The 26,189-nt window shown below is 61.3% G+C and carries 23 protein-coding genes and 1 pseudogene; 16 read left to right on the plus strand and 8 right to left on the minus strand.

Translation table 11 applies throughout. The features are described 5' to 3' along the window. Positions 1–569 precede the first annotated feature (569 nt). From H4W29_RS27645 to H4W29_RS27655, 3 genes are read left to right on the plus strand one after another with little or no spacing between them, the layout of a single operon-like run. Positions 570–1,403 (plus strand): formate/nitrite transporter family protein, encoded by an 834-nt coding sequence (locus H4W29_RS27645; protein ID WP_192731995.1) that lies wholly within the window; start codon positions 570–572, stop codon positions 1,401–1,403. An 8-nt stretch (positions 1,404–1,411) separates the two neighbouring features. Then, positions 1,412–2,563, plus strand: a complete 1,152-nt coding sequence (locus H4W29_RS27650) for an HlyD family secretion protein (protein ID WP_192731996.1) — start codon at positions 1,412–1,414, stop codon at positions 2,561–2,563. Beyond that, on the plus strand, positions 2,560–4,176 hold the full coding sequence (locus H4W29_RS27655; protein WP_192731997.1) for an MFS transporter: 1,617 nt from the start codon (positions 2,560–2,562) through the stop codon (positions 4,174–4,176). The genes H4W29_RS27650 and H4W29_RS27655 overlap by 4 nt, the downstream gene beginning before the upstream one ends. 373 nt (positions 4,177–4,549) lie before the next feature. Here H4W29_RS27655 and H4W29_RS27660 read toward each other — a convergent pair whose 3' ends face one another. Both H4W29_RS27660 and H4W29_RS27665 read right to left on the minus strand, forming a co-directional pair. Then, a complete protein-coding gene (locus tag H4W29_RS27660; protein ID WP_192731998.1) occupies positions 4,550–4,963 on the minus strand; it encodes a hypothetical protein in 414 nt (137 codons plus the stop codon). Continuing rightward, positions 4,960–5,226: a type II toxin-antitoxin system prevent-host-death family antitoxin gene (locus tag H4W29_RS27665; RefSeq protein WP_192731999.1), complete on the minus strand. Its 267-nt coding sequence runs from the start codon at positions 5,224–5,226 to the stop codon at positions 4,960–4,962. Before H4W29_RS27665 ends, H4W29_RS27660 begins: the two co-directional genes overlap by 4 nt. Positions 5,227–5,649: 423 nt before the next feature. Here H4W29_RS27665 and H4W29_RS27670 point away from each other — a divergent pair, with 423 nt between their 5' ends. The 6 genes from H4W29_RS27670 to H4W29_RS27695 all read left to right on the plus strand — a co-directional run bounded on the left by H4W29_RS27670 (position 5,650) and on the right by H4W29_RS27695 (position 13,420). Beyond that, on the plus strand, positions 5,650–6,834 hold the full coding sequence (locus H4W29_RS27670; protein ID WP_192732000.1) for an efflux RND transporter periplasmic adaptor subunit: 1,185 nt from the start codon (positions 5,650–5,652) through the stop codon (positions 6,832–6,834). Between the two features lie 3 nt (positions 6,835–6,837). Beyond that, positions 6,838–9,954 carry an efflux RND transporter permease subunit gene (locus H4W29_RS27675; RefSeq protein WP_192732001.1) on the plus strand — a complete coding sequence of 1,039 codons (3,117 nt, stop codon included), beginning with the start codon at positions 6,838–6,840 and terminating at the stop codon, positions 9,952–9,954. A 31-nt stretch (positions 9,955–9,985) separates the two neighbouring features. Next, complete coding sequence (locus H4W29_RS27680; protein WP_192732002.1) at positions 9,986–11,236, plus strand: oxalate decarboxylase family bicupin; 1,251 nt, start codon at positions 9,986–9,988, stop codon at positions 11,234–11,236. 153 nt (positions 11,237–11,389) lie between these two features. Next, the gene (locus tag H4W29_RS27685) at positions 11,390–11,929 is read left to right on the plus strand and encodes a sigma-70 family RNA polymerase sigma factor (RefSeq protein ID WP_007812063.1); all 540 of its coding nucleotides are present in this window, start codon (positions 11,390–11,392) and stop codon (positions 11,927–11,929) included. Then, positions 11,916–12,683, plus strand: a complete 768-nt coding sequence (locus H4W29_RS27690; RefSeq protein WP_192732003.1) for an anti-sigma factor family protein — start codon at positions 11,916–11,918, stop codon at positions 12,681–12,683. Before H4W29_RS27685 ends, H4W29_RS27690 begins: the two co-directional genes overlap by 14 nt. A gap of 20 nt (positions 12,684–12,703) precedes the next feature. Then, entirely contained in the window at positions 12,704–13,420 is a 717-nt protein-coding gene (locus tag H4W29_RS27695; RefSeq protein WP_192732004.1) for a Bax inhibitor-1/YccA family protein, read from the plus strand. Positions 13,421–13,647: 227 nt separating this feature from the next. Here the strand turns inward: H4W29_RS27695 and H4W29_RS34555 are convergent. From H4W29_RS34555 to repA, 4 genes and pseudogenes are all read right to left on the minus strand, one after another. Further along, a pseudogene (locus H4W29_RS34555) lies at positions 13,648–13,776 on the minus strand (ATP-binding protein); the annotation flags it as partial. A 700-nt stretch (positions 13,777–14,476) separates the two neighbouring features. After that, positions 14,477–15,607, minus strand: coding sequence for an RHE_PE00001 family protein (locus tag H4W29_RS27700; RefSeq protein ID WP_192732005.1), 1,131 nt, complete (start codon positions 15,605–15,607; stop codon positions 14,477–14,479). 250 nt (positions 15,608–15,857) lie between these two features. After that, entirely contained in the window at positions 15,858–16,856 is a 999-nt protein-coding gene (repB, locus tag H4W29_RS27705) for a plasmid partitioning protein RepB (RefSeq protein WP_192732006.1), read from the minus strand. Beyond that, positions 16,853–18,049, minus strand: coding sequence for a plasmid partitioning protein RepA (gene repA / locus H4W29_RS27710; protein WP_192732007.1), 1,197 nt, complete (start codon positions 18,047–18,049; stop codon positions 16,853–16,855). The genes repB and repA overlap by 4 nt, the downstream gene beginning before the upstream one ends. 200 nt (positions 18,050–18,249) lie before the next feature. On the opposite strand from repA, the gene cobF reads away from it, so the two are divergent. The 5 genes from cobF (at position 18,250) to H4W29_RS27735 (ending at position 22,571) form a co-directional block, all read left to right on the plus strand. After that, a complete protein-coding gene (gene cobF, locus H4W29_RS27715; RefSeq protein WP_192732008.1) occupies positions 18,250–19,014 on the plus strand; it encodes a precorrin-6A synthase (deacetylating) in 765 nt (254 codons plus the stop codon). 77 nt (positions 19,015–19,091) lie between these two features. Then, positions 19,092–20,453 carry a precorrin-3B synthase gene (gene cobG / locus H4W29_RS27720; protein WP_192732009.1) on the plus strand — a complete coding sequence of 454 codons (1,362 nt, stop codon included), beginning with the start codon at positions 19,092–19,094 and terminating at the stop codon, positions 20,451–20,453. Positions 20,454–20,455: 2 nt separating this feature from the next. After that, positions 20,456–21,088: a precorrin-8X methylmutase gene (locus H4W29_RS27725; RefSeq protein WP_192732010.1), complete on the plus strand. Its 633-nt coding sequence runs from the start codon at positions 20,456–20,458 to the stop codon at positions 21,086–21,088. Next, entirely contained in the window at positions 21,085–21,810 is a 726-nt protein-coding gene (locus tag H4W29_RS27730) for a precorrin-2 C(20)-methyltransferase (protein WP_192732011.1), read from the plus strand. Before H4W29_RS27725 ends, H4W29_RS27730 begins: the two co-directional genes overlap by 4 nt. Further along, entirely contained in the window at positions 21,807–22,571 is a 765-nt protein-coding gene (locus H4W29_RS27735; protein ID WP_192732012.1) for a precorrin-3B C(17)-methyltransferase, read from the plus strand. Before H4W29_RS27730 ends, H4W29_RS27735 begins: the two co-directional genes overlap by 4 nt. Here H4W29_RS27735 and H4W29_RS27740 read toward each other — a convergent pair. Further along, a complete protein-coding gene (locus H4W29_RS27740; protein ID WP_192732013.1) occupies positions 22,535–23,305 on the minus strand; it encodes a cobalt-precorrin-6A reductase in 771 nt (256 codons plus the stop codon). The genes H4W29_RS27735 and H4W29_RS27740 overlap by 37 nt on opposite strands. Here H4W29_RS27740 and cbiE point away from each other — a divergent pair. Continuing rightward, positions 23,304–24,533: a precorrin-6y C5,15-methyltransferase (decarboxylating) subunit CbiE gene (cbiE, locus tag H4W29_RS27745; protein WP_192732014.1), complete on the plus strand. Its 1,230-nt coding sequence runs from the start codon at positions 23,304–23,306 to the stop codon at positions 24,531–24,533. The two genes, H4W29_RS27740 and cbiE, sit on opposite strands and share 2 nt — an antisense overlap. A 4-nt stretch (positions 24,534–24,537) precedes the next feature. Further along, positions 24,538–25,296 (plus strand): precorrin-4 C(11)-methyltransferase, encoded by a 759-nt coding sequence (gene cobM, locus H4W29_RS27750; RefSeq protein WP_192732015.1) that lies wholly within the window; start codon positions 24,538–24,540, stop codon positions 25,294–25,296. Positions 25,297–25,300: 4 nt separating this feature from the next. On the opposite strand, the gene H4W29_RS27755 is transcribed toward cobM, so the two are convergent. Further along, a complete protein-coding gene (locus H4W29_RS27755; RefSeq protein ID WP_192732016.1) occupies positions 25,301–26,113 on the minus strand; it encodes a TIM barrel protein in 813 nt (270 codons plus the stop codon). Positions 26,114–26,189: the final 76 nt, after the last annotated feature.

Here is a 26,189-nt window from a genome sequence, read left to right on the forward strand (position 1 = left end):
GCCAAGGGTGGCAGGCCTGAAATCGGATCAAAGGCATCGCAGTAATATCCGCGATGGCACCGAAACCTCACTTCGCGCCTTGGGTGAGCAATCGGGATGAGTAGCTGCAACTACCCGTTATTCTCCGGTCAGAATATTCCCCTGTGGGGGATGAAAGTTTCTGGGCAGGGAGGACCTGATTGTCGATAGCCCGACTACACGCCGGAAGCTAAGCGAAGTGCACACCAATTTTCGCGTCGTCCCATAAGGGCGATCGCAATCGACAGTGCGCCTTCCTCGCTCCCGATAGCGTGGGTAGATGGCGCAGGATAGCCGCCGTTGCCCCACCGCGCTGGGCCAGTTGCACGCAGACATATGAGGGCCGGATTGCCCCTGAGATTTGGAAAGTTTGGTTGTGGGGGCAGGATTTGAACCTGCGGCCTTCAGGTTATGAGCCTGACTACACATGTCCGGGCCTGCCCGGAGGCAGCCTAGACGTAGGTATGATTCAGCAATGCGGCTTGAGCGACTAACGTCTCGAGCGTCCGGGACGAAGCCCGGTTCGATCATCAAAGAGACGAGGTACTGTCATGTATCAGGATTCGATTGATCACTTTGCTCAGTCCGGCGAGGAGAAAGCCGAAGAGGTCCGTAGCCACTTTCCTGCCTTCCTGATCGGGGCGGCCATGGCCGGCGCCTATATCGGTTTCGGCGATATCATCATGTTTACCGCCGGCGCTCATGCCGATCCGGCCTGGGCGCATCTCGTCATGGGGGTGGTCTTCTCCTCGGCTCTGACAATCGTCGTCTTTGCCGGCAGCGAGCTCTTCACAGGAACCGCGATGTATATGCCGCTTGCCGTGCTGACGCGGCGCAGCCGTGTTGGCGATATGCTCCTTGTCTGGATCGCGGCCTGGATCGGCAACCTGATCGGCGCCGTGGCACTCGCCGGTCTCTTCCATCTGGCCGGCGGCGGTGTGCTTCTGGGCGACGGAAGCCAAGCGTTCTTTTCGATTGTCTCGGCCAAGATGTCGGCGGGATCGCTCGAGCTTCTTGCCCGCGGCATTCTCTGCAACTGGCTTGTTTGCCTTGCCATCTGGATGGCTGGACGCACGGAAAATGCTGCTGCCAAGATCATGCTGATCTTCTGGCCGATCACCATCTTCGTGGCCGCCGGCTATGAACACAGCGTCGCCAACATGTTCACCTTCTCGATGGCGCTCATGGGCGACCATCCCGCAAACATCACACTTGCTGCCGCCGCCCACAATCTCGTCTGGGTCACGCTCGGCAACCTTATCGGTGGCGGGGTTTTCATGGCCCTTGGCTACTGGCTGCAGGTCCATGGCACGGGTCACGTCTCTTTCATTCCGGCCCCGGTTCGCGTTCGAGCAAGGACTTCCGCTGACCGCAACAAGAAGTGAAGCCTGCCATGGCCAAGCAGATCACGATAACCAGCCTTAGCCCGTCCGAGCCCGCCCCCTCGCCTCCACCGCCTGAAGCTCCCGCTCCGCCGGCTGCCCCCTCCCAGGCAGCCGCGGGGTCATTAAGACGGCTTGCCATCCCCCTTCTCGCCATCGCGCTCGTGTGTGGCGGAGTAGCCATCGTGACCGTTGACTGGAACAGCTGGGTGGCAGGCGCATCGCACCAATCGACCGACGATGCCGTGGTCAGCGCCGATGTCTCGACGCTGAGCGCCCAGATCAGCGGCATTGTCCAGGGCACCCCGGTCACAGATTATCAGACGGTGACGAAGGGCCAGCTGCTCGCCGAAATCGACCCGCGGGAATATGACGCTGCGGTCGCCGTCTCGAAAGCCAATCTTGCGGCTGCCAATGCATCGCTTGCCAATCTCGCAAACCAGATCGAACTCCAAAGGGCTGTCGTGCAGGTAGCTGAAGCGCAGAACGCATCGGCCCTGGCACAGCAGACCCAGACAGAACAGGAGTTCCACCGTCAGACCAGCCTTGGCGGCGCGACCTCGCAACAGCTGCTGCAGCAGGCACAAGCCGCCTATCTACAGGCTCAGGCCTCGGTCAGATCGACGGCGGCTTCGATCGAGCAGCAAAAAGCGCAGTTGAACGTCCTGAACGGGCAATCCCCGCTGCTGCAGGCACAGGTGAATGCCGCCCAGGCGTCGCTCGATACCGCCCTGATCCACCAGGGCTATGCCCGCATCTACGCGCCTTTCGATGGCGTCATCGGCCGCAGGCTCGCCCACGAAGGCGATTTCGTCGCAGCCGGCACCAGCCTCGTGTCGGAAGTTCCGCTTCCGAGCGTCTATATCACCGCGAATTTCAAGGAGACACAGCTCTCACGGATCACGCCGGGCCGATCTGCAGACGTTACCATCGACACTTTCCCTGGCCAGTTGCTGCATGGGAAGGTCGTCGGCCTGTCTCCCGCAAGTGGCTCGATCTTCGCACTGCTGCCGCCCGACAATGCGACCGGAAACTACACCAAGGTCGTCCAGCGTGTCCCGGTCAAGATCGTCTTCGATCCCGGCCAGCCGCTGGTCGATCGGCTGAAGCCCGGAATGTCTGCCGTCGTGACCGTCGATACCAAGCCGGACCTGGACCAATGAGTGCGGCTCCGCGCGCCTTTGGTCCACTGACCAGCGGCACGACGACCAGCCATCCGCTTCTCATCGTCACGGCCCTGTTGCTCGCCTCTTTCGTCGTCGGCTTCGATACGCGCGTCTTTGCCGTCGGCCTGCCCGATATCCGCGGCGCCTACTCGCTTGGCTTCGACGAAGCCTCCTGGCTCAGCACCGTCGCCAACGCGCCACAGATCCTCATTTCATCGGCCGTCGCCTGGCTCGCCACCGTTTTCGGCGTGCGCCGGGTGATGATCCCGACGACATTGGTCTATGCCTGCGTTTCGCTCATCATTCCCATGGTCCATGACGGCGGCGCATTCTTTGCGTTGCATGCGGTGCGAGCCCTTCTACTCGGCGTCTTCATCCCGGCCACCATCATGGTGATCTTCCGCAATCTCGACATGAAATACTGGCTGATCGGCCTTTCGATCTACGCGCTTCGCGTTCCGCTATCGCAGAATCTCGGCTTCGTGCTCGTCGGCATCTATGATGATTATCTCGGCTGGCAGTGGGTCTATTGGCAGGATGTGATCGTCACGCCGATCATCGCCCTTCTCCTCATCATCGGTGCTCCCAAAGAAGAGATCAATTCAAGCCTGCTCAAGGATGCCGACTGGGGCGGAATGATGCTGCTCGGATGCTCGATGACCATGATTTATGTCGGTCTCGATCAGGGCAACAGGCTGGACTGGTTCAATTCCGGCATCGTCACGTCGCTGCTGGCAGGCGGCATGATTCTCTTCATCGGGTTCCTCATCAATGAGAGCGTCGTTGCTAATCCCTGGGCGCATGCGAGCGTGATCCTGTCGCGCAATATCGGCATTGGCTATGCGATCATCATCGCCTTTACCTTTGCCAGTTCCGGCGCGTCGATTTCCATTCCGGGCTTCCTGCAGACGGTCGTCGGATTGCGGCCGATCGCCATCTCGGAACTCTACATTTTCGGCGCGGTCATCCCGGTCTTTCTGTTCATCGCATTTGCGATCTTCCTGCTGCGCCGGATCGATGCGCGCCTTTGCATCATGATGGGGTTATCGGCGATGGCACTCGGCTCTCTCTGGGGATCAAACCTCTCCACTACATGGGCGCCGTTGAACTTCCTGCCGGTGGTGCTCCTCCATACAGCCGGGCAATCCTTCGCCTTCTTCGCGACGGTCGTCCACCTGATTGCCAATTCCGACCCGAAACGCTCGACGGCGGCATCCGCTTATATCCAGGTGATCCGGCTCGGTAGCGTCGAGCTGGCGCTAAGCCTTTTGAACACCTGGCTTCGACAACGCGAGCAGTATCATTCCAATATCCTGACCGGCCCGATCTCGGGATCGTCGAGCAATCTTCACGGCGTGCTGGCAAAGTTGGAGACGCTGTTCGGGACAAGCCATCGCGGTAGTCTCGAAGCCCTCTCCGCAGTTGCGGCTGATATCCATGCCCAGGCAAACGTGCTTGCCTATGCCGATATCTTCGTCCTGTCTTTCTGGTCCGCGATCGCCGGCCTTGCGCTTGTGGCCTGCATGGGCGCCATGCCCTTCGGACCGCTGCATCCCGATTTCCGCAAGAACCCGCCGGCCGCCGACGCGCATCCGGCCTCAGCCGGCTGACCGGGCGACGCTCGATATTCCTTCGAATAAGCCTTGGTGCCGATCGCGGCATGGACGGATTCCATTTTCCTCGTCCATGCGGAATCCACGATGAAGCTACCCGAATCTCATCCAGCATTGACTTTAACTTATCGCGTTTTTGATCGCTCATGACGGACAAAAATGGCACTGTTTAAAGTACCGGGCAAAAAGACATTATAAAGATGGAGAAATGTCCGTTTCAAACGGACTTTCGCGGCCGATTGTACGGATGAAGAAAACCCGCCCGCGATGTTATAACGTAACTGACGTGCTGTGAGGCTCTTCTTGTGTCCGTCGCTAACCGTTGCCGTTAAGTTTGCGATGCCGCGCAAGGGCTATCGCGAGACCGACGTCAACGCAGACGATTGACCTCGGTCGCCGACTTGCGCCTGGCGATAAACTCGCGCAGCAGGGGCAGGAAGAAAGCCTTGCTGAACTGGCCGATCGACGGGTCCGGCTCGAGATAGAACGAACGGCCTATGGCATCGGTGTTGAACTCGTCGAGAATGATCCACAGGCGCAGGTCAGCATCGAGGCCGGCCCGGCGCTTCTCCATAGCCGGGATCTCGGCGGCGAAGCGCACCGCCTCGGGCTCCTTGGTGGTGATCGGAAAGAAGAGCACAAGATCGCCGTCCGGCCGCCCCATGCGAACGCCGACCGCGACCGGCCTGGACTTGCGTCCCTCGGTTTCACCGTGACGGTCTTCACGCGCCCAGAGATAGGGATAACGGATGACGCACGCGGTCTGGATGAGGTCGTAGCTCATGGCCGGCGGGGCTCATCCTCGCCGGCATAGGCGTCGACGGCAGCCTCGAACTCTGCCAAAAGGCTGTCGGACATCGTTTCGATCGTCCCAGCCGTTCGGGGATCCGACTGCTTCATCAACCGCTGGTAGTCCTCGATGCTGAGTAGCACCAGGCGCGGCTTGTTGCGTTGGGTGATGGTGACGGGATGACGAAGAGCCTCGGCGATGATATCGCCGGACTTCCTCGACAAGTCGCTGGTCGAGTAGGAATTGCCTCCGGGCATCGTGCACTCCGTTTGCTGTGTTTGTTGCAAATTACAGCATTTACAGCATTTCGACAATTGGTATTCGCGCCAGCGGGAGTATGTAGACGGCATCGTCTTCAATGTGTCGTATAGGTGCAGTGAGCCGGTGCGAGTGCTTTTCGCGCCGGTCCTTCCGCGTGCCGCCAGTTACCCATATGCGGGAGCGTATACCTATGGGGAACGGCAACTAGACCTGCGTATAGATGCGCCAGTGCCTGCCCGGACGTAGCCTTCTCGCATTGAATTGATCCAGCAGGACACAGAAGCGCCGGTCAGGCTGCAGATAATCGGCAGCCTGATCCCTGACCTGGGCACCAGCCCTTCAATTCAGGAAACAGAATAAGGCCGCCCACGCCGGTGGCCGTTGCAGCGTCGTTCGACCTTTAGCCCATGGAGCCGGCAGTGACATCCATCCGCATCGTGACTGAACCCCGTCGTCGCCGGAAACCGGCGATCCTGGCTGCCATCGCCATACTCGCCGTTGCGGGCGGATCGGCCGCAGCCTTCTGGTTTGCAGGGACGGAGCCGACCATTGCCGCCCCGGAGCCTAGCTCGGCGGCCGTGCCGGTCGAGGTCGCCACGCCCGCCGTTACCGACGTGCCTGTCTATCTCGATGGTCTCGGCACGGTGCAGGCGAACTATACGGTCAATATCACGACGCGTGTCGACGGAGAGCTCCAGAGCGTGATGTTTGTCGAGGGGCAGGCTGTCAAGAAGGGCGACGTGCTCGCCATCATCGACCCCCGCCCTTTCCAGGCGGCCGACGATCAGGCTGCCGCAAAGATCAAGCAGGACCAGGCCGATCTCGCCAACGCCCAATATCTGCTCGGCAAGGACCAGAAACTGGGCCAGCAGCAGATCGTCACGCAGGAAACCGTCGAGCAGCAACAAAGCATGGTGGCAAGTGCACAGGCACAGCTTGCGCAGGATCAGGCCGCCAAGGAGGCTGCTGACGTGTCGCTCTCTTATACCGAGATCCGCTCACCGATCGACGGCCGCACGGGTATACGTCGGGTCGATCCCGGCAACGAAGTCCAGACGACCGATACGACGCCGATCGTCACCATCACCCAGACACAGCCGATCACGGTCGTCTCAACCCTGCGTGAGGACGATCTCGACGCGGTGCGTGACGCACTGAAGGCCGGTCCGGTCGAAGTGACAGCGGTGTCTATGGATCAGTCGCAGCAGCTTGCGTCCGGCACGCTCTCGCTCATCGACAACGTCATCGATCAGGCAAGCGGCACGATCCGCATCAAATCGATCTTCGAAAACAAGGACGATGCCCTGTGGCCGGGCCAGTTCGTGATGCTGCGGATTAAGCAGCGGACGCTTCAAAAGGCCGTGACCGTTCCCTCCGCAGCACTTGAGCGCGGAGAAGACGGTTTCTACGTCTATGTCATCGATGCGGCCGGCACGGCTACCGTGCGTAAGGTCACCCCCGGCCCGATCGAGAGCGGCCGCGCCGTCATCGAAAAGGGCCTTGCCGGCAACGAGCAGGTCGTCACGTCAGGCCAGTATCGCCTGGATGTCGGTACTCGGGTTTCCATTCAGCAAGCGACCGCTTCTGCTGCCGCCAAGGAGTAGGCCATGTCGATTTCCTCCTGGTTCATCGAACGGCCGATTGCCGCCTCGCTGCTGATGGCCGGCCTCTTTGGCATCGGTATCGTCGCCTACCCTCTCCTGCCGGTGGCACCCCTGCCGCAAGTCGATTTTCCGACGATCCAGGTCTCGACACAGCTTCCCGGCGCCGATCCGAAGACGATGGCATCGGCGGTAACCCAGCCGCTGGAGCGGCAGTTCGGCCAGATCCCCGGCGTCACCCAGATGACCTCGACGAGCACGCTCGGCTCGAGCGCGATCACTCTGCAATTCGATCTGTCGCGCGACGTCGATAGCGCCGCCCAGGACGTGCAGACCGCAATCAACGCGGCCGGAGGGCAATTGCCGACGGACCTGCCTTCGCCGCCAACCTATCGCAAGGTCAATCCCGCCGATCCGCCGGTCATGGTTCTTGCGCTCACTTCGGATACCCTGCCGCTGACGCAAGTCGACGATTTTGCCGAAAGCGTGCTCGCGCAGCATGTCAGCCAGATCGACGGCGTTTCGCAGGTTCTGATCTTCGGACAGCAGAAGCCGGCCGTGCGCCTGCAGATCGATCCCGGCAAGATCGCCGAGATGGGACTTTCCCTTGAGGATATCCGCAGCGCCGTGACCGGCATCACCAGCAACTCACCGAAAGGCAGTGTGCAGGGTGGAGAACACACCTACACGATCTATGACAATGACCAGCTCCTGAAGGCCGCCCCCTGGAACGATTCGATCGTCGCTTATCGCGACGGCGCTCCGGTCCGCATCAGCGATATCGGCCAGGCGATCGACGGACCGGAGAACGATCAGCTGGCGGCCTGGGCCGATGGCAAGAGGGCGATCCTCCTGCCGATCTTCAAGCTCCCGGGCGCCAACATCATCGATACGGTCGGCGCGATCCGCGCTGCCCTGCCGCAGCTGCAAGCGATCGCACCGGCCGCCATCCACCTCTCCATCCTCAGCGACCGGACGACCACGATCCGCGCCTCGGTGGCGGATGTCGAAACGACGCTTGTCATTACCATCGCCCTTGTGGTCATGGTGATCTTCATCTTCCTGCGCAATGTCTGGGTGACGGTGATCCCGAGCGTCACCGTGCCGCTGGCGCTCCTGGCAACATTGGCGCTGATGTATGTCGCTGGCTTCAGCCTCGATAATCTCTCGCTGATGGGCTTGAGTATCGCCGTCGGTTTCGTCGTCGATGATGCGATCGTGATGGTCGAGAACATTCATCGCCATATGGAGATGGACAAAACGCCGAAACAAGCGGCAATCGACGGCGCGCGCGAAATCGGCTTCACCATCATTTCGATCAGTATCTCGCTCGTCGCCGTTTTCATTCCGCTGCTCCTGATGGGCGGCATTGTCGGCCGGCTATTCCGGGAGTTCGCAATCACCGTGACGATGACGATCGTCGTCTCGGCAATCGTCTCGCTGACCATCACACCGATGATGAGTTCACGCTTCCTGAAGCCGGAAAAAGACGCCAACCATGGCAGGCTTTATGCAATGAGCGAGAAGGCGTTCGACGGGCTTCTTGCCGCCTACCGCTACACGCTCGATATAGCGCTGCGCCATCACCGGCTGACCATGACAGTCTTCATCGCTTCGCTTGCGGCAACCGGCTTCCTGTTCGTCAATATTCCCAAGGGCTTCTTCCCGATCCAGGACACCGGCCTGATCACCGGTACACTCGAAGCCGCGCAGGATATTTCCTTCGCTGAAATGTCGCGCCACCAGCTTGAGGCAGGCAAAATCGTTGCCAGCGATCCCGGGGTTGCGACCGTCGGCATGGCCGTCGGCAGCGGAGCGGGCCAGACCATCAATAACGGCCGCATGTTCATCACGCTAAAGCCTGAAGACCAGCGCGATGCCTCGGCAAGCGAAATCATCAACCGGCTTCGTCCGAAACTCGCGCAGATGCAGGGTGCAGAACTCTTCCTGCAGCCGGCGCAGGATATCAACGTCGGCGGACGCGCCTCGGCCACGCAGTTCCAATATACGCTGCAGGACGGCAATGCCGACGAGCTCGACGACTGGGCAGCTAAGCTGCTTGCCACATTCAAGACGCTGCCGGAGCTGACCGATGTCGCCACCGACCAGCAGAATAGCGGCGCTACCGTCACGCTTACGATCGACCGTGACCAGGCATCGCGCTTCGGCATTGCGCCGCAAATGATCGACGATACGCTTAACGATGCTTTCGGCCAGCGCCAGGTCACCCAATATTTCACCGACCTGAACAGCTACCATGTGGTTCTCGAGCTTGCACCGCAATTCCAGAAATCGCCGCTGGCGATCAACGGTCTCTATATCAAATCGCCGCTGACCGGCGAGCAGGTTCCCTTGAACCAGCTCGTCAAGCAGACGACGGAGCCGACGGCCGTGCTTGCCGTCAACCACCAGAGCCAGTTTCCGGCCGTCACACTCTCCTTCAACCTCGCAAAGGGCACCGCACTCAGCCAGGCGGTTGCCGCGATCAGCAAGGCTGAGGCCGATCTCGGCAAGCCGGCAACCGTCATCGGCACGTTCCAGGGCAACGCTCAGGCCTATCAGAGCTCGCTCTCAAGCGAACCGCTGCTGATACTTGCAGCGATTGCCGTGATCTATCTGATCCTCGGCGTACTCTATGAGAGCTATTTCCACCCGCTGACGATCCTGTCGACGCTTCCCTCCGCGGGCCTCGGTGCTCTCGTCATGCTCTGGGCCTTCGGCTTCGACTTTACCGTGATCGCGCTGATCGGCGTGATTCTGCTGATCGGCATCGTCAAGAAGAACGGCATCATGATCATCGACTTCGCCATCGCCGCCCAGCGCGAGCAGGGACTGTCGCCGGAAGACGCGATCCGTCAGGCCTGTCTCCTGCGCTTCCGCCCGATCATCATGACGACAGCGGCGGCACTTCTTGCCGGTCTGCCACTGATGCTCGGCCACGGCACCGGCTCGGAACTGCGCCAGCCGCTCGGCTATTCCGTGGTCGGCGGCCTGCTCATCAGCCAGGTGATGACGCTCTACACCACCCCGGTCGTCTACCTCTACCTGGAAAAACTGAGCGAATTCGTCAGCCGCAGACGGCACGCCACCACCGGCGCCCCAACCCAAGCCCCGGCAGAATAACCCTCCCAATCGACACGAAAGGATTAAAACCATGGAACCTCTTTCTAGACGCACGGTTCTAGCGCTTGGAGCGATGGGCGGAACGGCACTTGCGGCGGGTGCAGCGCACGCAGCAAGCTTCGGCAATCCCGATCAGCCGGCAGAAGGCGCGATCAACGCCAATCCTGCCGGGCTCTCCGATCCCGGCCCGAAGAACCCTGCCATCAACGATCAGTTTCCCTCGTTCGGCAATCCGCCGGCAACCGATGTCGGCGATATGCAGCTCTTCTGGGGATCGTTCAACAATGCCCCCAAGCGCATCCAGAACGGCGGCTGGGCACGGCAAGTGACGCAGGCCGATTTTGCAATTTCCGAAGCGGTCTCCGGCGTCAACATGCGCCTTGGCCCCGGCGGCATCCGCGAGATGCACTGGCACCGGGCTTCCGAATGGGCGATCATGACCAATGGCCGCTGCCGGGTGACCGTGCTTGATCCGCAGGGCCGCGCCTATGTGCAGGATGTCGAGGCTGGCGATCTCTGGTATTTTCCAGCAGGTTACCCGCACTCGCTCCAAGGCCTCGGGCCTGAGGGTGCCGAATTCGTCCTCGTCTTCGATGAGGGCGACCAGTCCGAATATGGCACGCTGCTCCTGACCGACTGGCTGGCGCATACCTCGCCGGAACTGCTCGCCAAGAATTTCGGCGTGCCGCAGGACACGTTCAAGAACATCCCGTTGCAGGATCTCTGGATCTTCCAGGGCAAGGAGCCAGGTCCGCTTTCGGCCGACCAGGAGGCCGTGGCTTCCGGCGGCCTGCCGCCCTACCCCTTCACCTACAGACTGACGGCATCGGCACCCCTGAAGCAGAATGCATCGGGCACGATCCAGCTTGCCGACAGCAGCATCTTCAAGGTTTCCAAGACGATTGCCGCTGCGATCGAGACGATCAAGCCGGGCGGCGTGCGCGAAATGCACTGGCATCCGAATGCCGACGAATGGCAGTACTGGATGAAGGGCGAGGGCCGCATGACGGTGTTCGATGCCGGCCCGCGCAGCCAGACCGCCGATTTCCGGCCCGGCGATATCGGCTATGTCAAAAGGAGCCAGGGCCACATTATCGAGAATACCGGCAAGACGGACCTTCAATTCGTCGCCGTCTTCAAGGTGGCTGACTATCAGGAGGTCGGCCTCTCCTCGTGGCTGACCCATACGCCTGCCGCCCTCGTTGCCCAGCATCTCAATATCAGCGTCCAAGATATTGCGAAATTCCCTGCCGACCAGCCGGGTATCATGCCCAAGGGCTGACCCCTTGTATTGCGGCTGCAAAACACCACCTCCGCCATGGCAAGTGGCGGAGGTTTTTGGCGTTTACGGAAAACCGGCATGCCCTTTCCGGCCGTTCGAAAAAATTCCGCATCGGCACGGAATAAAATCTGCGATGCTTTCGTATACTCAATCATGGAACGGAAAGAACGCCCCTTCGATGTCATTGGTCAGCTCGCAGCGCTTCGTCGCTACGCGCGCTCGCTGGTGCGCAATTCGGACGAGGCGGAGGATCTCGTGCATGATGCACTGGTGCGGGCCTTCGAGAAGCGCAAGAGCTTCCGCAGCGGCGGAAACCTGCGCACCTGGCTGCTTTCCATTCTGCACAATGCGCATATCGACCGGGTGCGACAAACCCGCTCGCTGACGCGCCGCCATGATGAAGCGGCAGTCGAGGCGGAGCAGTCGCTGCCGGCCGGACAGGAACATGCGGTGCGCCTGCAGCAAGTGCGCAACGCCTTTTTCGATCTGCCGGAAGAGCAGCGTGAAGCGCTGCATCTCGTGGCGATCGAGGACCTGTCCTATCAGGAAGCGGCCAATGCGCTCGGCATTCCTGTCGGCACGCTGATGTCGCGCATTTCCCGCGCCCGCGCCCAGTTGCGCGAGTTCGAAGAGAAGATGCCGCGCATTGCGCATCTGAAATTAGTTGGAGGGAACGGCAATGAAGGCGATTGATCCAATCATCGATGCCGATCTCGACGCCTATGTAGACGGCGAGCTCGATGTTGCACGGCGTATCCAGGTGGAATCCTATCTCTCCGAGAATCCGGCCATTGCCGCCAAGGTCATGGCCGATCTCAGCATGAAGGGCGAATTGCGCCTGGCGCTCGCCGGCGAAAGCGCCTTCGGCCGCGCCGAGACGCGCGATGCCGCCCGAAAGCTGGAACGCGGCCTTTCCTACGGTCGCATCCTTCATTCGGTGCAGCGCATTGCTGCTGTTGGTGTACTGCTCGCCGCCGGCTGGGTGGCACATAATTCCTTCGGCGCCTTCACGGCAACGGAAGTCGCAGCTTCTGTTCCGGCACCAGCCTATGTCGAGGATGCGGTGCGCGCCTACCGCACGGCAGCGCTTCGTGAAACCATCCCGTCGCAGACGGCATCTGCCTATAGCGCCGATGAAATCCGCGCTGCGACCGCAATCGTGATGCCCGAACTGCCAAAAGGCTGGAAGGTTGCCGATGTGCAGATCTTCCCGTCGGATTTTGGCCCGAGCGTGGAAATGGCAATCGAGGAAGCAGACGGCAAGCGCCTGTCGCTCTTCGCCGTCCGGCCAGGTGCCTTCGAGGTGAAGCCGGTCAGTCATCTTGCCCTTGAAAAGACAGAAGCCGCTTACTGGCAGATCGGCGAGGTCGCTTACGCGCTGATCGCCGAAAACAGCGGCGCCAATCTCGATCAGGCAGCCGAACGGCTTGCCCGGTCACTCTACTAGTTCAACCGAGGAGATCAGTCATGAATCCGATCAATCCCCGTTATGGTTACGGCTCTAGCGCCCAGACACAGGCCCTTTTCGATGAAGGTCTGCGCCAGCATATGCTACGCGTCTACAACTATATGGCGCTCGGCCTTGTCATTACCGGCATCGTCGCCTTCATCGTCGGCTCGACCCCGGCGTTGTACGTGCCGATTTTCCAGACGCCGCTCAAGTGGGTGGTGATGCTGGCGCCACTCGCCTTCGTATTCTTCTTCTCGTTCCGCATCCAGTCGATGTCGTCGAGCACCGCACAGATGACCTTCTGGGCCTTCTGCGCCGTGATGGGCCTGTCGCTTGCCTCCGTCTTCCTGGTCTTCACCAAGACGAGCATCGCTCAGACCTTCTTCATCACCGCTGCCATGTTCGGCGCGATCAGCCTCTACGGCTACACGACGAAGCGTGACCTTTCGAAGATGGGTTCGTTCCTGATGATGGGCCTGTTCGGCATCATCATCGCCGGCATCGTTAACATCTTCCTGGGTTCGTCCGCCCTGCAGTTCGCGATCTCGGTGATTGGTATCGTCGTCTTCGTCGGCCTCACTGCCTACGACACGCAGAACATCAAGGAACAGTATTCGGAAAACTACGATCAGGAATCGAACCAGAAGCTGGCCGTCTTCGGCGCTCTCTCGCTCTACCTGAACTTCGTCAACATCTTCCAGCTTCTGCTCAACTTCACGGGCGAGCGGGAATAAGGACCGCGCTTCTGGGGGCAATGGAAGCGCAGAGCGCCCGGTTCGAAATCTGTGACAGGATGACGGATCGGGTGCTCACCCTAAAGAAAACGGCCGGGCTTGATGCCCGGCCGTTTTCGTTTGTGGATTTTACGTTAGAATTTCAAATCGGAAATTCACATACGGTTGTTAGATTTGATCGACGAATTCGACACAATTTTTCGCTAAGAATTTGAGTCGGATTTTGTGCTCTTGCCTGCCTCTTCCATCTTCCGCCCCAGCCTGGTCTTGCCCGCCCGGCGCGGTCCGACGATCAAGACCACTGGCGTATCCGAAAGGGCTTCCTCTGCCCGGCGCTCCACGAACCGCTTGTACATACTCGCCCCGATTCCCTGAAAATTGGAATTATTGGCTATGATATTTGGAAGTCAATAATCTGTTGATTGGAACTTAGTGGCGTAAACTTTGGGAACCGGCGGTCGCTCGAACGTGCGCTTCCTACTGCCGGCCGCTGACCGGCACCCGTCCTTCTCGGTGGTTATCGGAGAGGGAGAGAGGGGCCGGAAAGGGTTGGTCTGGCGGGTTTTGAGAGCGCCCGGGCGAGCCTTTCCTCGCTCTCGACAAGGTTCTCCATGACGATGATCTCGTCTCCGGCCGCCGACGCGGCCACACCCTCGATTGTTCGTACCGCCCATGCCAGTCGAGGCGGCTGCATCCTTGATGCCGCCAATGCGCTGCTTACCTTTCCCGAACAAGGTCGGCCCGTTGGCCCCGCTCCGGGCTTAGGTAGCCAACCCAGGGGTCTATCAGGAACAGCCCCTCCAACGTTTCGACGTCCCCTCGAGAACGGCCGCGACAAGAGCCGTTTGCCGTTCTGCGTGAGGCCTGACAAGTGCCTCTACCGCCGCTGGCCGCCGTCCAGCACAAATCGGCTGGATGCCAAGACCAGAAAACATGACATTTCCCGGCGTGAAACCGTTAGGTCAAAACTGCGTGCCGGATTTTTAGCTTAGCACTTCAATTGAAATCGGGAAGCAAACGCCACATCCGTCTGTGGCAACAGCCCTGCCCCGGATTTCAGATGATGCCCCAGGCCCGGTAGCGGCCGCGGCCGGTGATCTCGCGAATGCCAATCTCGTTGATCAGGTTCAGCGCACCGCGCTGCGTGACGCCAAGCTCACGGGCGACCATGGCGGCCGACACCATCGGCCGCGACAGGATGAAGTCGGCAAGTTGCGGCAGGCTGCTGTTCGAGCGGCGGCCGCGAAAGCGCAGCTCCATCTGCGTACGCGCCAACGACAGGCGATCGATCTCCTTGAGGCCGGTGGCGGCACTCTCCCGCATCGCATCGAGAAAGGCCTGCAGGCGTGTGACACGATCACGCGAGCGCCGGCGCTCGTGGCGGATCTGCTTCAGCCCGCTGTGGAAAGAAAAGAGATGCGAGGCGACCTTGCCTCTGACACGCAGGCCGCTGGCAATCAGCAGGCCGCCCAGCCAATGCTGGCGGCGCAGCGGTTCGATCCGTTCCCAGGCGTCGAAGAGGATGGCTGCGGCCAGGCTGGGCGGCAGCTCTTCAACAAGCGGGATCAGGCCACGCCATTCCTGGAGCCGTTCTTCCTCATTCCATTCGTCGTCGCCGAACAGACCGAGCGGATCGTCATCGCGCTGCGAGGGCGCAGCCTCCTCTGGCTCTTCCGCAACAGGCTTTCCGGCATGACGGTCGAGAAGTTTTTGCGAGCGGGCGAGCAGGGCATCGAGTTCGGCGAGTTCGGCGGCAAGCGGCGCCCCGTCATCCTCATCGTCAGGCTCGTGCCCGATCAGTGCAGGACCTACCGCCTCCGGCGTCTTCTCCTCCCCTTCCAACGTGCTCGCGGTCAGCACGCCAAGGCCGGTCGGGCTGAGCGCCCAACTGGGATCGGCCGTCTCGATCCTCCGCCGGGTGCGCAGCACCGAATGGGCGATCGTCAGCTCGTGACTCGGCGCGCGGCTGTCCATATGAGCATCGTGCAGGACGAGATCCTCGATATGCACGAGCTCGCCGGCCACCCACAGCGCGCCGGCTGCATCGAAGAAATGGCTGCGCGCGGCAAAGCCCTGTCCCACCGGGGAACGGGCCGCCCGCTCATCTAGCCGCGCCAGTGCGTCCTCGGCCCCGGCGATGGCCGGAAGCAGCGTCTGGAGCGTTGCAGCGTCGATATCGTAGCGCATTGTTAGGTTTAATGGATTCTCACAAAGGGAAGCAAAACCCTTATTTGCTTCCGTCAGTTATCGCATGATGGAACCGTGTGAACAACGTCATGGCCGGCCAGCTCAAGGTTTTCACCCGGTTTTTCGGATAGGATCATTTGCCTATATCGATGTGGGCACGAGCGAAGCGATTGCTTCGCCTATCAGGTGAAGTCGCACCATCGACAAGTGCGCTGCGTCGCGATCCCCGCTCCGGTCCCGTTGCTTCGCCCTACTTCCCCGCCTCCAGCTTCCCAGCCCTGTAGGCTTCATAAAGCTCGTCGAGGCGGCCTGAAAGATAGGCGCCGAAATCCGGTGCGTCACCAGTCTTCAAGGCGATGGTGAAGGATGTGCCGGAACTCTTGATGCGACCGGCGATCTTGCCGCCGCTTACAGGCTTCCAGTCATATTCGACACTCTCGGGCTTGACTTCTTCCTTCTTGGAAAGCTCGGCGACGAGAAGCTCGAAACGGCGATCGCTCTCTACGGCGTTGAATGTGGAAGATCCAATCAGCCTCGTCAGGCGCGCTGCCGCAGCGTCGGTCCAGTCTTGGGCAAGCGCCATCCAGCGTCTGCGGCCGATGCCAGGTGCAGCACCGACGGCCTGGATGATATCGGCGGGAATAGCCTTTGCCACGGAGATAAGCTTCGACAGTTCGGTCTTGTCGGTCGAGAGCGCCTTCATGATAACAGGACGATCAAACTTCTTCAGTTCGAGATTGAGTGCGAAGACAGCGCGCTCGATATAGGAAAGGTTGCGGCGCGCCGAGTTTTCGATGCCCTGGGCGATGACGAGATCTGTATCGTCAAGCTTGCGGATGACCGCCTGCACCTTGCGGCCGAGCAGCTTGATGGCCTGAAGTCGGCGATGGCCATAGGCGACCTGGTAGCGCCCGTCATGATGCGGATTGCGCCGCACGAGGATCGGCACTTCCTGGCCGTTCTCGGCGATCGATTGCACGAGTTCGTCTTCCAGATCGAGCGGCTCGTCACCGAGACGATCGCGGATGAAGGAGGAATCGATCAGTTCCGGATCGAGCTCGACGATATGTTCGCCGGACAGCAGAGCTTCTTCCATCGCTCTGCTCTCTTCCTCCATGCGGCCGAGTGTCAGGGCCATGGTGCGCACCGGACCGGCTGCACCGCGCGCAGCCGTTTCCTCGAAGTTGGCCGCGGCCAACTCCTGCGCAGTGTCGGTGAACAATCCCTTCAGTCGATCTCGTCTGCTCATGTGCGGCCCCATGCTTTATGGATGCTGGTAATAATTTCGCCATTGGCGGCGTTAACCGATTCCAGTGCCCGGTCATAGGTGGAGCGGCGAACCTGCCCCTTTTCAATTTCATAAAGGGTCTGTTTGGTCAGGCCCGCATCGGCAATGGCCGTCGATTTCAGGATGGTCGCCGTCAGCACATCATCCCCGAAGAGACTGCGCAAGAGTGCTACGATCTGCGACTGCGGCGCATCAAAAGGCTCATGGCGGGTGACGACATATTTGATGAAATCATGCTGCAGGTCGCCGCCGGCCTTGCGCACGACCGACAAGAGGTCGGACGTCATCAACAAGAATTGCGACATGGAGGCGACATCGACCATCTGCGGATGGATGGTGATCAAGAGCGAGGTGGCGGCGCAGACGGCGCCGAGCGTGAGATAGCCGAGCTGTGGCGGGCAGTCGATGACGACGATATCGTAATCTGCCTCGACCTCGGCGATTGCATTGCCGACGCGCCGGAAGAACAGCTCCTCCGGCTTCTGGCGATCATTCAAGGCACGCGGCGTTTCATGCTCGAACTCCATCAGTTCGAGATTGCCCGGGACCATATCGAGACCGTCGAAATAGGTTTTGCGGATAATATCCTTCAACGGACGCCGGTGCGCATCGTAGCGGATCGCACCATAGAGCGTGTCGCCGTCGCCGAGATCGAATTCCGGCTGGACACCGAGCAGGGAGGAAAGCGAGGCCTGCGGATCGAGATCGATCGCCAGAACGCGATAGCCTTCCAGCGCCAGATGCTGCGCCAGATAAAGCGTCGTCGTCGTCTTGGCCGAGCCGCCCTTGAAATTGGTGATGGCGATCGTCTGCAGCTTCTCGCCGTCGCGGCGCCAGGGCAGGTAGGAGAGCGCATCCTTCGGCTTGATCTTCGCCATATGTTGGCGCAACTCGTTGATCTGGCCGAGCGTGTAGGAGCGGCGGCCATTCTGCGAGACGTCCGGCTGCGGGCCCTTGCCATCCAAGGAAAGCTGGCGAAGATAGCCATCGGAGACGCCGATCATCTGCGCCGCCTCACCCGAGGTGAATGTCCGTAGCGTCTTTTGCGAAAGCGGCGGGAAGAGCCTGTCCCGCAGCAGCTTCAACTGGCGCGAGAGCTGTGTGGCGTGCCGCTCGATGCGAATATCGGTTGTCGATACGCTAATGTTGTCCAAAACACTTGCCCCTTCTTAAAGCGCTTTTCTGTCAACATAGCGTCAAAAAGCGTATCGAAGATGACATGATTCGGGGATGGCGACAATAAACGGTTCGCTAACCACACAGATAGAAAGTTGGCCGCGGCCAACTTCTGGGTCGCCCTTGCCAAAGGCTTGCTTTGGCGGCACAAACCGCTGGAAATCGCGAGGCAGAAAGCGTGCGGCATATCCACATTATCGGTGTCGGAACGGGCAATCCCGAACATCTGACCATCCAGGCGATCAACGCCATGAACGCGGCAGACGCGGTGTTCATCCCGACCAAGGGTGCCGCGAAGGCGGATCTTGCCGAGATTCGCAGGGAAATCTGCGAGCGATATTTGACTCGCGAAGGTGTGCGCATCGTTGAATTCGAGGTCCCGAAGCGCGCAACAAAGGACCGGAGTTACGTCCAGAGCGTAGACGACTGGCATGCTGCGATCGCCCATATCTATGAAGGACTGATCGGCGACTTGCCGGAAAACGGTGGCGGCGCCTTCCTCGTCTGGGGCGACCCGAGCCTCTATGACAGCACGATCCGCATCATCGAACGGGTACGTGACGCCGGTGCCTGCCCCTTCGACTATCATGTCGTTCCCGGCATCACCAGCATCCAGGCGCTGGCGGCAAGTCATCGCATCCCTGTCAATCTCGTCGGCAAGCCGGTCGAGATCACCACCGGCCGGCGGCTGACCGAAACGGGGCTGACGCATGAGAGCACCGTCGTCATGCTTGATGGCGAACAGGCTTTTTCGAAAATCAACGATCCCGAGGCCGAGATCTTCTGGGGTGCCTATCTCGGCACCGAGAACGAAGTGATCCGCTCAGGTCGCCTCGGCGACATAGCCGACGATATTCTCCGGCTTCGGGCCGAAGAGCGCCAGCGGCACGGCTGGATCATGGATATCTATCTCCTGCGCAAGGGACGGGACTTCAAAGAATAGCCGTTCTCGTATCCGACCCGATCTCGCTTTGCTGCATCCGGCGCGATCATGTAAGACATGGGCCAAAGGATGGATGAATGCGCAGCGCCGCCGGCAAGATCTTGGAAGCAGAAAGCCCTGATATAACGGGCATGCAGCGTGGCGCCTGCCCGGCGCTCGCAGCCCCCATGCAAACCGGCGACGGCCTGCTCGTTCGCCTGCGGCCGGCTGGCAGTGCACTCACGATCTCCCAATTCCGGCAATTGGCCTCGGCAGCCGCGCGACATGGAAACGGTATTCTTGAAATCACCGCCCGCGGCAATCTGCAGATCCGGGGCCTTCAACCCGGCTCGGTCGGGCCGTTGGCTGCGGAGATCGATGCCGCCGGCATCATCGTGCCTGACGGCGTGGCGATTGAAATATCGCCGCTGCATGGCATCGATGCCGACGAGATCGCCGATGCGGCGGACATGGAAGCGATGCTGCGCGCCAAGCTTGGCGACCTTCTCGGCTCGCCGCACCTTGCTCCGAAACTCTCCATCCTGATCGATGGGGGCGGTCAGTTTTCACTTTCCACTCTCACTGCCGATATTCGCATCGTCGCACAACCCGCCAGACAATGGCTGGTCTCAATAGCCGGCGACGATGAGGGCGCGACGCCATTGGCCCTTGGTGGTACGAATGCGGCTGTCGATGCGGTCGGCGATCTGCTCCAGATGCTGATTGCGCGCGGCAGGCGGACACGCGCCCGCGACGTCGACGCAGCAATGGCGCATGCCCGTTATCCGCAGATCGATAGCATCCGATCCACTCGTCCAACGCCAAGGAAATCGTCTTTCGTTGGCGTCACGAGACTGGGGAATGGCAGCACGGTACTCGGCGTGCGCCTGAACTTCGGCCAGGCAAGGGCCGCCGATCTGATCGCCTTTCTCACCTCAGCCGAAAGCGTCGGCGCAAGGGAAATCCGGCTGGCTCCGGATCGTGGTTTCTTCGTGATTGGTCTGGTCGAGACGGCAATGCCGGCTATTCAAGAAGCGGCCATCGGTCACGGCTTCAGCGTCACGGCGAACGAGCCGGCCGAGCAGATTGCTGCCTGCGCCGGAGCGGGGGCCTGTGCTTCGGCCTTCTACGATACCAGGGCTCTCGCCAGCCAGTTGATCGACAAAATTCCCGCGCTCTTCGACGGCTCGCTGAAGCTTCACCTTTCCGGCTGTGCGAAAGGTTGCGCGCATCGGCGTGCCGATCTGGCGATTGTTGGGTCGGCCGAAGGTTACAGCTTTATCGTCAACGGGCTCGCGGCAGACAGACCCGTTGCAAGGATTGCTGGCGAACGGATCGATTTCGCTATAGAGAGGCTCGCCCGGCTGATCAAAGACAAAAGAGGCGCCAGCGAGTCGAGTGCCGATTGCCTGAAAAGGCTTGGGTCCACAGGCCTCGCCGAGGCGCTGCAACAGGAATAGCAATGCCAGACTACGATTATATCCGCAGCGGAGACGCAATCTACGAGCGCTCCTTCGCAATCATTCGCAGCGAAGCCGATCTGTCGCGTTTTTCGCCCGAAGAGGCCGATATCGCTGTTCGCATGATCCACGCCTGCGGCCTGGTCGAGGCGTCACAGAATTTCGTCTTCTCGCCTGATTTCGTTCATGCGGCGCGCGTCGCCCTGCAGGATGGGGCACCGATCTTCTGCGATGCGGAGATGGTGGCGCATGGCGTGACCCGCGCCCGCCTTCCGGCCAGGAACGACGTGATCTGCACCCTGCATGATCCGCGCACCCACGAGCTTGCCCGTGAGACCGGCAATACCCGCTCGGCGGCTGCCATTCATCTCTGGCTCGACCGGCTCGCAGGCAGTGTGGTTGCGATCGGTAATGCGCCGACGGCACTCTTCCATCTCCTCGAGCTGTTAGGAGATGGTGCGCCGAAACCGGCAGCGATCATCGGCATGCCGGTCGGCTTTGTCGGCGCGGCCGAATCCAAGGATGCGCTTGCCGAAAATTCCTATGGCGTTCCCTATGCGATCGTGCGCGGCCGGCTCGGTGGCAGCGCCATGACGGCGGCGGCCATCAATGCGCTGTCGAGGCCCGGCCTATGAGCGGCCGTCTGATCGGCGTCGGCACTGGACCCGGCGATCCGGAGCTCCTGACCGTCAAGGCCGTGCGCGCCATCGAGGGTGCCGACGTGATTGCCTATTTCGCCAAACAGGGCAGGGGCGGTAACGGCAAGGCGATCGTCGAGCATCTGCTGAAGCCCGGCATCGAGCTGCTGCCGCTCTATTATCCTGTTACAACCGAGCTCGACAAAGGCGACCCGCTCTACCAGCGCCGCATCACCGATTTCTATAATGCATCCGCCGATGCCGTTGCCCAGCATCTCGAGGCCGGCCGCACTGTCGCCGTCCTCAGCGAAGGCGACCCGCTCTTCTACGGCTCCTATATGCATCTGCATGTGCGGCTGTCGCAGCGCTATCCGACCGACGTCATTCCCGGCATCAGCGCCATGTCCGGCTGCTGGTCTTTGGCAGGCATGCCGATCGTTCAGGGCGACGACGTGCTGTCGGTCCTGCCGGGCACGATGGGCGAGCAGGAACTGGCCCGCCGTCTTGCCGATACCGAGGCTGCCGTGATCATGAAAGTCGGCCGCAACCTGCCGAAGATCCGCCGCGCACTGAAGGCGGCCGGACGTCTTGGCGACGCTCTCTATGTCGAACGCGGCACCATGGCGAATGCCGCGATGGTCAAGCTTGCCGAGCGCGGCGAGGGCGAGGCACCCTATTTCTCGCTCGTGCTGGTCCCCGGTTGGGAGGCCCGACGATGAGCGGGCGGCTGTTCGTGATCGGCACCGGTCCCGGCAATCCGGAGCAGATGACGCCGGAAGCGCTGGCCGCGGTTGAAACGGCCACTGATTTCTTCGGCTACGGTCCCTATCTCGACCGGCTGACGCTGCGTGCCGACCAGACCCGCCATGCCTCCGACAACCGAGAGGAACTGGACCGGGCAGGGGCCGCCTTGACGCTCGCCGCCAAGGGCGCCGATGTCTGCGTCGTCTCGGGCGGGGATCCCGGCGTCTTTGCGATGGCCGCCGCCGTCTGCGAAGCGATCGACAAGGGATCGGCAGAATGGCGCGGCGTCGATCTCACCGTTCTTCCCGGCATCACCGCCATGCTGGCGGTTGCCGCGCGTGTCGGTGCGCCGCTCGGGCATGACTTCTGTGTCCTGTCGCTATCGGATAATCTGAAGCCCTGGAGTGTCATCGAAAACCGTCTGGCGCTTGCGGCACAAGCCGGCTTCGTCATTGCCCTCTATAATCCGATCAGCAAGGCTCGACCCTGGCAGCTCGGCACGGCCTTCGAACTCTTACGCCGGCATCTGCCTGCCGCCACACCCGTCATCTTCGGCCGCGCGGCCGGACGGCCCGACGAGCGGATCACTGTGCAGCCGCTGGAAAAGGCCGATGCCGCCATTGCCGATATGGCGACCTGCGTGATCATTGGTTCACCGGAGACGAGGGTGATCGCCCGGGAGGGTCGGCCGGACCTTATCTATACGCCGCGTTTCATGGCCGGGGAGACGAGATGATCGATTGCTTCGAGCGCCGCTTCCACCGTTTCGACCGACGTCAGGGCGGCAATGGGCGCGCGGGCGATCACGACAACCTTGATGCCAAGCAGGCGGGCCGCCTCGATCTTGGCATAGGCCGCCGTGCCGCCGCTGTTCTTGGTGATGACGGCATCGATACGGTGCTGCCGCAGAAGATCGATTTCGCTCTCGAGCGTGAAGGGACCGCGATCGAGAATATACTCGACGTCGGCAAGGGCGAGCGGCGGATCGACGGGATCGACGCTGCGGACCAGATAGAAATGTTGGGGCGCGACCTCGGCATGATGGGCCCCCTGGCGGCCAGTCGTCAGAAAGACGCGGCGCGGGGCGGGCCCAAGGGCTACAATCGCCGCCGGAATATCCGCTACAATATGCCAGTGATCGCCAGCTTCGGGTACCCACTCCGGACGGACGATCGCGAGTGCGCGGGTTCCGGTACGTTCAGCAGCAGTTGCGGCATTGGCGGATATGCGTTCGGCGAAAGGATGGGTGGCATCGATCAGAAGGTGATAGCCTCCTTCCCTCAGGAAGTTCGCAAGACCCTCCGCACCGCCGAAGCCGCCAATGCGGACGGGAACCGGCTGCTGGGCGTGAGCCTCTGTGCGGCCAGCCAGCGACAGGAGAATGTCGAGGTCTTCCCGCGTGGCAAGCGCAGCGGCAAGCCTGCGCGCCTCGCTGGTGCCGCCGAGGATCAGAATACGGGTCTTCTCCATGTCTGATATGTCTCCCACCGGCCCGCACTGGCTCACTCTTATCGGCATCGGCGAGGATGGTCCAGCGGGCCTCGGCGCAGAGGCTAAGCGCCTGATTTCTGCCGCACCCGCCGTCTTCGGCGGCGTGCGCCATCTTGAGCTTGCCGATGCACTGATTACTGGCGAGCGTCTCACCTGGCAGAGCCCCTTCGAAAAATCGGTCGAGGCGATCGAGGCTCGGCGCGGCACGCCCGTCGTCGTGCTGGCCTCGGGCGATCCCTTCCTCTATGGCGTCGGGGCGACGCTGTCGCGTCGGATCGCGGCACACGAGATGAGCACCATTCCCGCGCCATCCGCGTTCAGCCTCGCCGCCGCGCGTCTCGGCTGGCCGCTGCAGGAGACGGCCTGTGTATCGCTGCATGGACGCCCGCTCGATCTCATCCGCCCGCACCTGCATGCCGGCAAGCATATTCTGGCCCTGACCTCGGACGAGAAGGGGCCGCAGGCGCTTGCGAATTTGCTTGTCGCCAACGGCTTTGCCGAGACACGGCTAACGGTTCTGGAAGCACTTGGCGGCGAGCGGGAACGCATCCGCAGCGCCACAGCCGCGGGATTTAATCTCGACACGATCGATCCGCTGAATGTCTGCGCCCTCGAAGTGGCGGCGGGGAAAGCAGCACGCATCCTGCCCCATGCTCCGGGTCTCGACGACGCGCTCTTCGAGCATGACGGACAGATCACCAAACAGGAGATCCGCGCCATTACGATCTCGGCGCTGTCGCCACGTCATGGCGAACTTCTCTGGGATATCGGCGCAGGCTCCGGATCAATCGGCATCGAATGGATGCTGGCCGATCCGTCTCTGAGAGCAATCGCCATCGAACAGGCGCCGGAACGGGCTGCCCGCATTGCTCGCAATGCCGCAAGCTTCGGCGTGCCGCAGCTTGCCCTTGTCGAAGGCACCGCATCCGAAGCACTTACCGGTTTGCCGGCACCGGACGCGATCTTCATCGGCGGTGGCGGCAGCGAGGCTGGCGTCATGGATGCAGCGATCGCGGCTTTGAAGCGGGGAGGGCGGCTCGTTGCCAATGCCGTGACGTTGGAAATGGAAGGGATGCTCTTGGCCGAATATGCGGCACGTGGCGGCACGCTGACGAAGATCGAAATCGCGCGTGCTGCGCCCGTCGGCGGCATGAGCGGCTGGCGGCCGGCCATGCCCGTCACGCAATGGCGCTGGATCAAGGAATAGAAGAATGGTGGTTCATTTCATCGGCGCCGGACCGGGTGCAGCAGATCTCATCACGGTGCGCGGACGCGACCTCATCGGCAAATGCCCGGTCTGCCTTTATGCCGGCTCCATCGTTTCGCCCGAGCTCCTGCAATATTGCCCGACGGGGGCGCGCATCATCGATACCGCGCCGATGTCGCTCGACGAGATCGAAGTCGAATATCTTGATGCCGCAAATGCCGGCCAGGATGTGGCGCGGCTGCATTCGGGCGATCTCTCTGTCTGGAGCGCGGTAGCCGAACAGGTTCGCCGGCTGGAGAAGCATGGCATCGCCTATACGATGACGCCGGGTGTCCCGGCCTTTGCGGCAGCGGCCTCAGCACTCGGCCGCGAGCTGACGATCCCCGCCGTGGCGCAAAGCCTCGTGCTGACGCGCGTATCGGGCCGCGCCTCGCCGATGCCGAACGAGGAAACCTTGGCGAAGTTCGGCGCGACGGGGGCAACGCTGGCGATCCATCTCGCCATCCACGCGCTGGCTGAGGTCGTTACGGAGCTGACGCCGCTCTATGGCGCCGATTGCCCCGTCGCCATCGTCGTGAAAGCCACTTGGCCGGACGAGCGTATCCTTCGCGGCACGCTCGCCGATATCGAGGAAAAGGTGGCGGCCGAACCGATCGAGCGCACGGCCATCATCTTCGTCGGCCGCTCGCTTGCATCACAGGATTTTCGCGAAAGCTCACTCTACGACCCTGCCTACCAGCGCCGCTTCCGCGGCCGCGAATAGTCACTCAGACCTTCGCCGCGAGATAATCCATGCTTGCCTTCAACGCAGCGCCGGGATCCTTCAGTGCATGAACTTCGGACGCGAAGGGCTCGAAGGAGAAGGGCCCCTTGTAGTTTGCCTGCAGCAATGCGCGGATCTGGGCGGCATTACCGAGCCGGTCATCGGCATCGACGAGAACACGGTGTGGATCGCGCATATCTGCGACGGAAACGGCAGGATCGCTGACGCCGGAAATATGCACCAGCCCCGTCAGATGTGGGAAGAAAGGCGTTTCACCGGCGAGGTGATGGTGGAAGGTGTCGTGCACCAGCCGGAAAGTCGGCTGCGCGCCCAGCGTCTCAATCACATCCACCGCCTCCGCCTTGGACCGCAGCGAGCAGATCTCGAAGCCGAGCGGCTCGACGAGGCCAACAATGCCGGCGGCATCGAGCATCGGCCGGAGTTCTTCGAGCGAGCGGCGGAGATTGGCCTGACGTTCGCCATCAGCGCGTCCCGTGCCGTCATTCTTGGGAACCAGCACCAGCGCCTGCGAGCCGACAGCCCGGGCATAGTCGATCAGCTCACGAGCCTCCCGCTCGCGCGTCGCATTCCATTCGTTGAAGCGCTGCAGCGCATTGATGGAAATGATTGCAACACCGTGGCGGGTGGCCGCCGCCCTGATGACATCAGGCTTGGTGCCATCGAGAATAGCGTTGCCGGTGAGATCATTGCGGATCTCCACCGCATCGATGCCGAGGAAGGCGGCAAGCGCAAAGAAATCCTCGATCGAAAGCGAGGGCGCCGCCATATGGTTCAGCGCGAAACGGATGGATGCCATGCGAAGTCTCCTCCTCGCCCCTCGTGAGTGAGAAGCATTATGAATGTCTGATCGAATCTCTACTGGAATTCGCCAG

This window comes from Rhizobium viscosum (assembly GCF_014873945.1).
GTDB classification, from domain to species: Bacteria; Pseudomonadota; Alphaproteobacteria; order Rhizobiales; family Rhizobiaceae; genus Rhizobium; species Rhizobium viscosum.

Bases quoted from the DNA above. Each gene is read 5' to 3' on its own strand.
- H4W29_RS27645 (WP_192731995.1), top strand. From the start codon at position 570: ATGTATCAGGATTCGATTGATCACTTTGCTCAGTCCGGCGAGGAGAAA.
- H4W29_RS27650 (WP_192731996.1), top strand. From the start codon at position 1,412: ATGGCCAAGCAGATCACGATAACCAGCCTTAGCCCGTCCGAGCCCGCC.
- H4W29_RS27655 (WP_192731997.1), top strand. From the start codon at position 2,560: ATGAGTGCGGCTCCGCGCGCCTTTGGTCCACTGACCAGCGGCACGACG.
- H4W29_RS27660 (WP_192731998.1), bottom strand. From the start codon at position 4,963: ATGAGCTACGACCTCATCCAGACCGCGTGCGTCATCCGTTATCCCTAT.
- H4W29_RS27665 (WP_192731999.1), bottom strand. From the start codon at position 5,226: ATGCCCGGAGGCAATTCCTACTCGACCAGCGACTTGTCGAGGAAGTCC.
- H4W29_RS27675 (WP_192732001.1), top strand. From the start codon at position 6,838: ATGTCGATTTCCTCCTGGTTCATCGAACGGCCGATTGCCGCCTCGCTG.
- H4W29_RS27680 (WP_192732002.1), top strand. From the start codon at position 9,986: ATGGAACCTCTTTCTAGACGCACGGTTCTAGCGCTTGGAGCGATGGGC.
- H4W29_RS27685 (WP_007812063.1), top strand. From the start codon at position 11,390: ATGGAACGGAAAGAACGCCCCTTCGATGTCATTGGTCAGCTCGCAGCG.
- H4W29_RS27690 (WP_192732003.1), top strand. From the start codon at position 11,916: ATGAAGGCGATTGATCCAATCATCGATGCCGATCTCGACGCCTATGTA.
- H4W29_RS27695 (WP_192732004.1), top strand. From the start codon at position 12,704: ATGAATCCGATCAATCCCCGTTATGGTTACGGCTCTAGCGCCCAGACA.
- H4W29_RS27700 (WP_192732005.1), bottom strand. From the start codon at position 15,607: ATGCGCTACGATATCGACGCTGCAACGCTCCAGACGCTGCTTCCGGCC.
- repB (WP_192732006.1), bottom strand. From the start codon at position 16,856: ATGAGCAGACGAGATCGACTGAAGGGATTGTTCACCGACACTGCGCAG.
- cobG (WP_192732009.1), top strand. From the start codon at position 19,092: ATGCGCAGCGCCGCCGGCAAGATCTTGGAAGCAGAAAGCCCTGATATA.
- H4W29_RS27725 (WP_192732010.1), top strand. From the start codon at position 20,456: ATGCCAGACTACGATTATATCCGCAGCGGAGACGCAATCTACGAGCGC.
- H4W29_RS27730 (WP_192732011.1), top strand. From the start codon at position 21,085: ATGAGCGGCCGTCTGATCGGCGTCGGCACTGGACCCGGCGATCCGGAG.
- H4W29_RS27735 (WP_192732012.1), top strand. From the start codon at position 21,807: ATGAGCGGGCGGCTGTTCGTGATCGGCACCGGTCCCGGCAATCCGGAG.
- cbiE (WP_192732014.1), top strand. From the start codon at position 23,304: ATGTCTGATATGTCTCCCACCGGCCCGCACTGGCTCACTCTTATCGGC.
- H4W29_RS27740 (WP_192732013.1), bottom strand. From the start codon at position 23,305: ATGGAGAAGACCCGTATTCTGATCCTCGGCGGCACCAGCGAGGCGCGC.
- cobM (WP_192732015.1), top strand. From the start codon at position 24,538: ATGGTGGTTCATTTCATCGGCGCCGGACCGGGTGCAGCAGATCTCATC.
- H4W29_RS27755 (WP_192732016.1), bottom strand. From the start codon at position 26,113: ATGGCATCCATCCGTTTCGCGCTGAACCATATGGCGGCGCCCTCGCTT.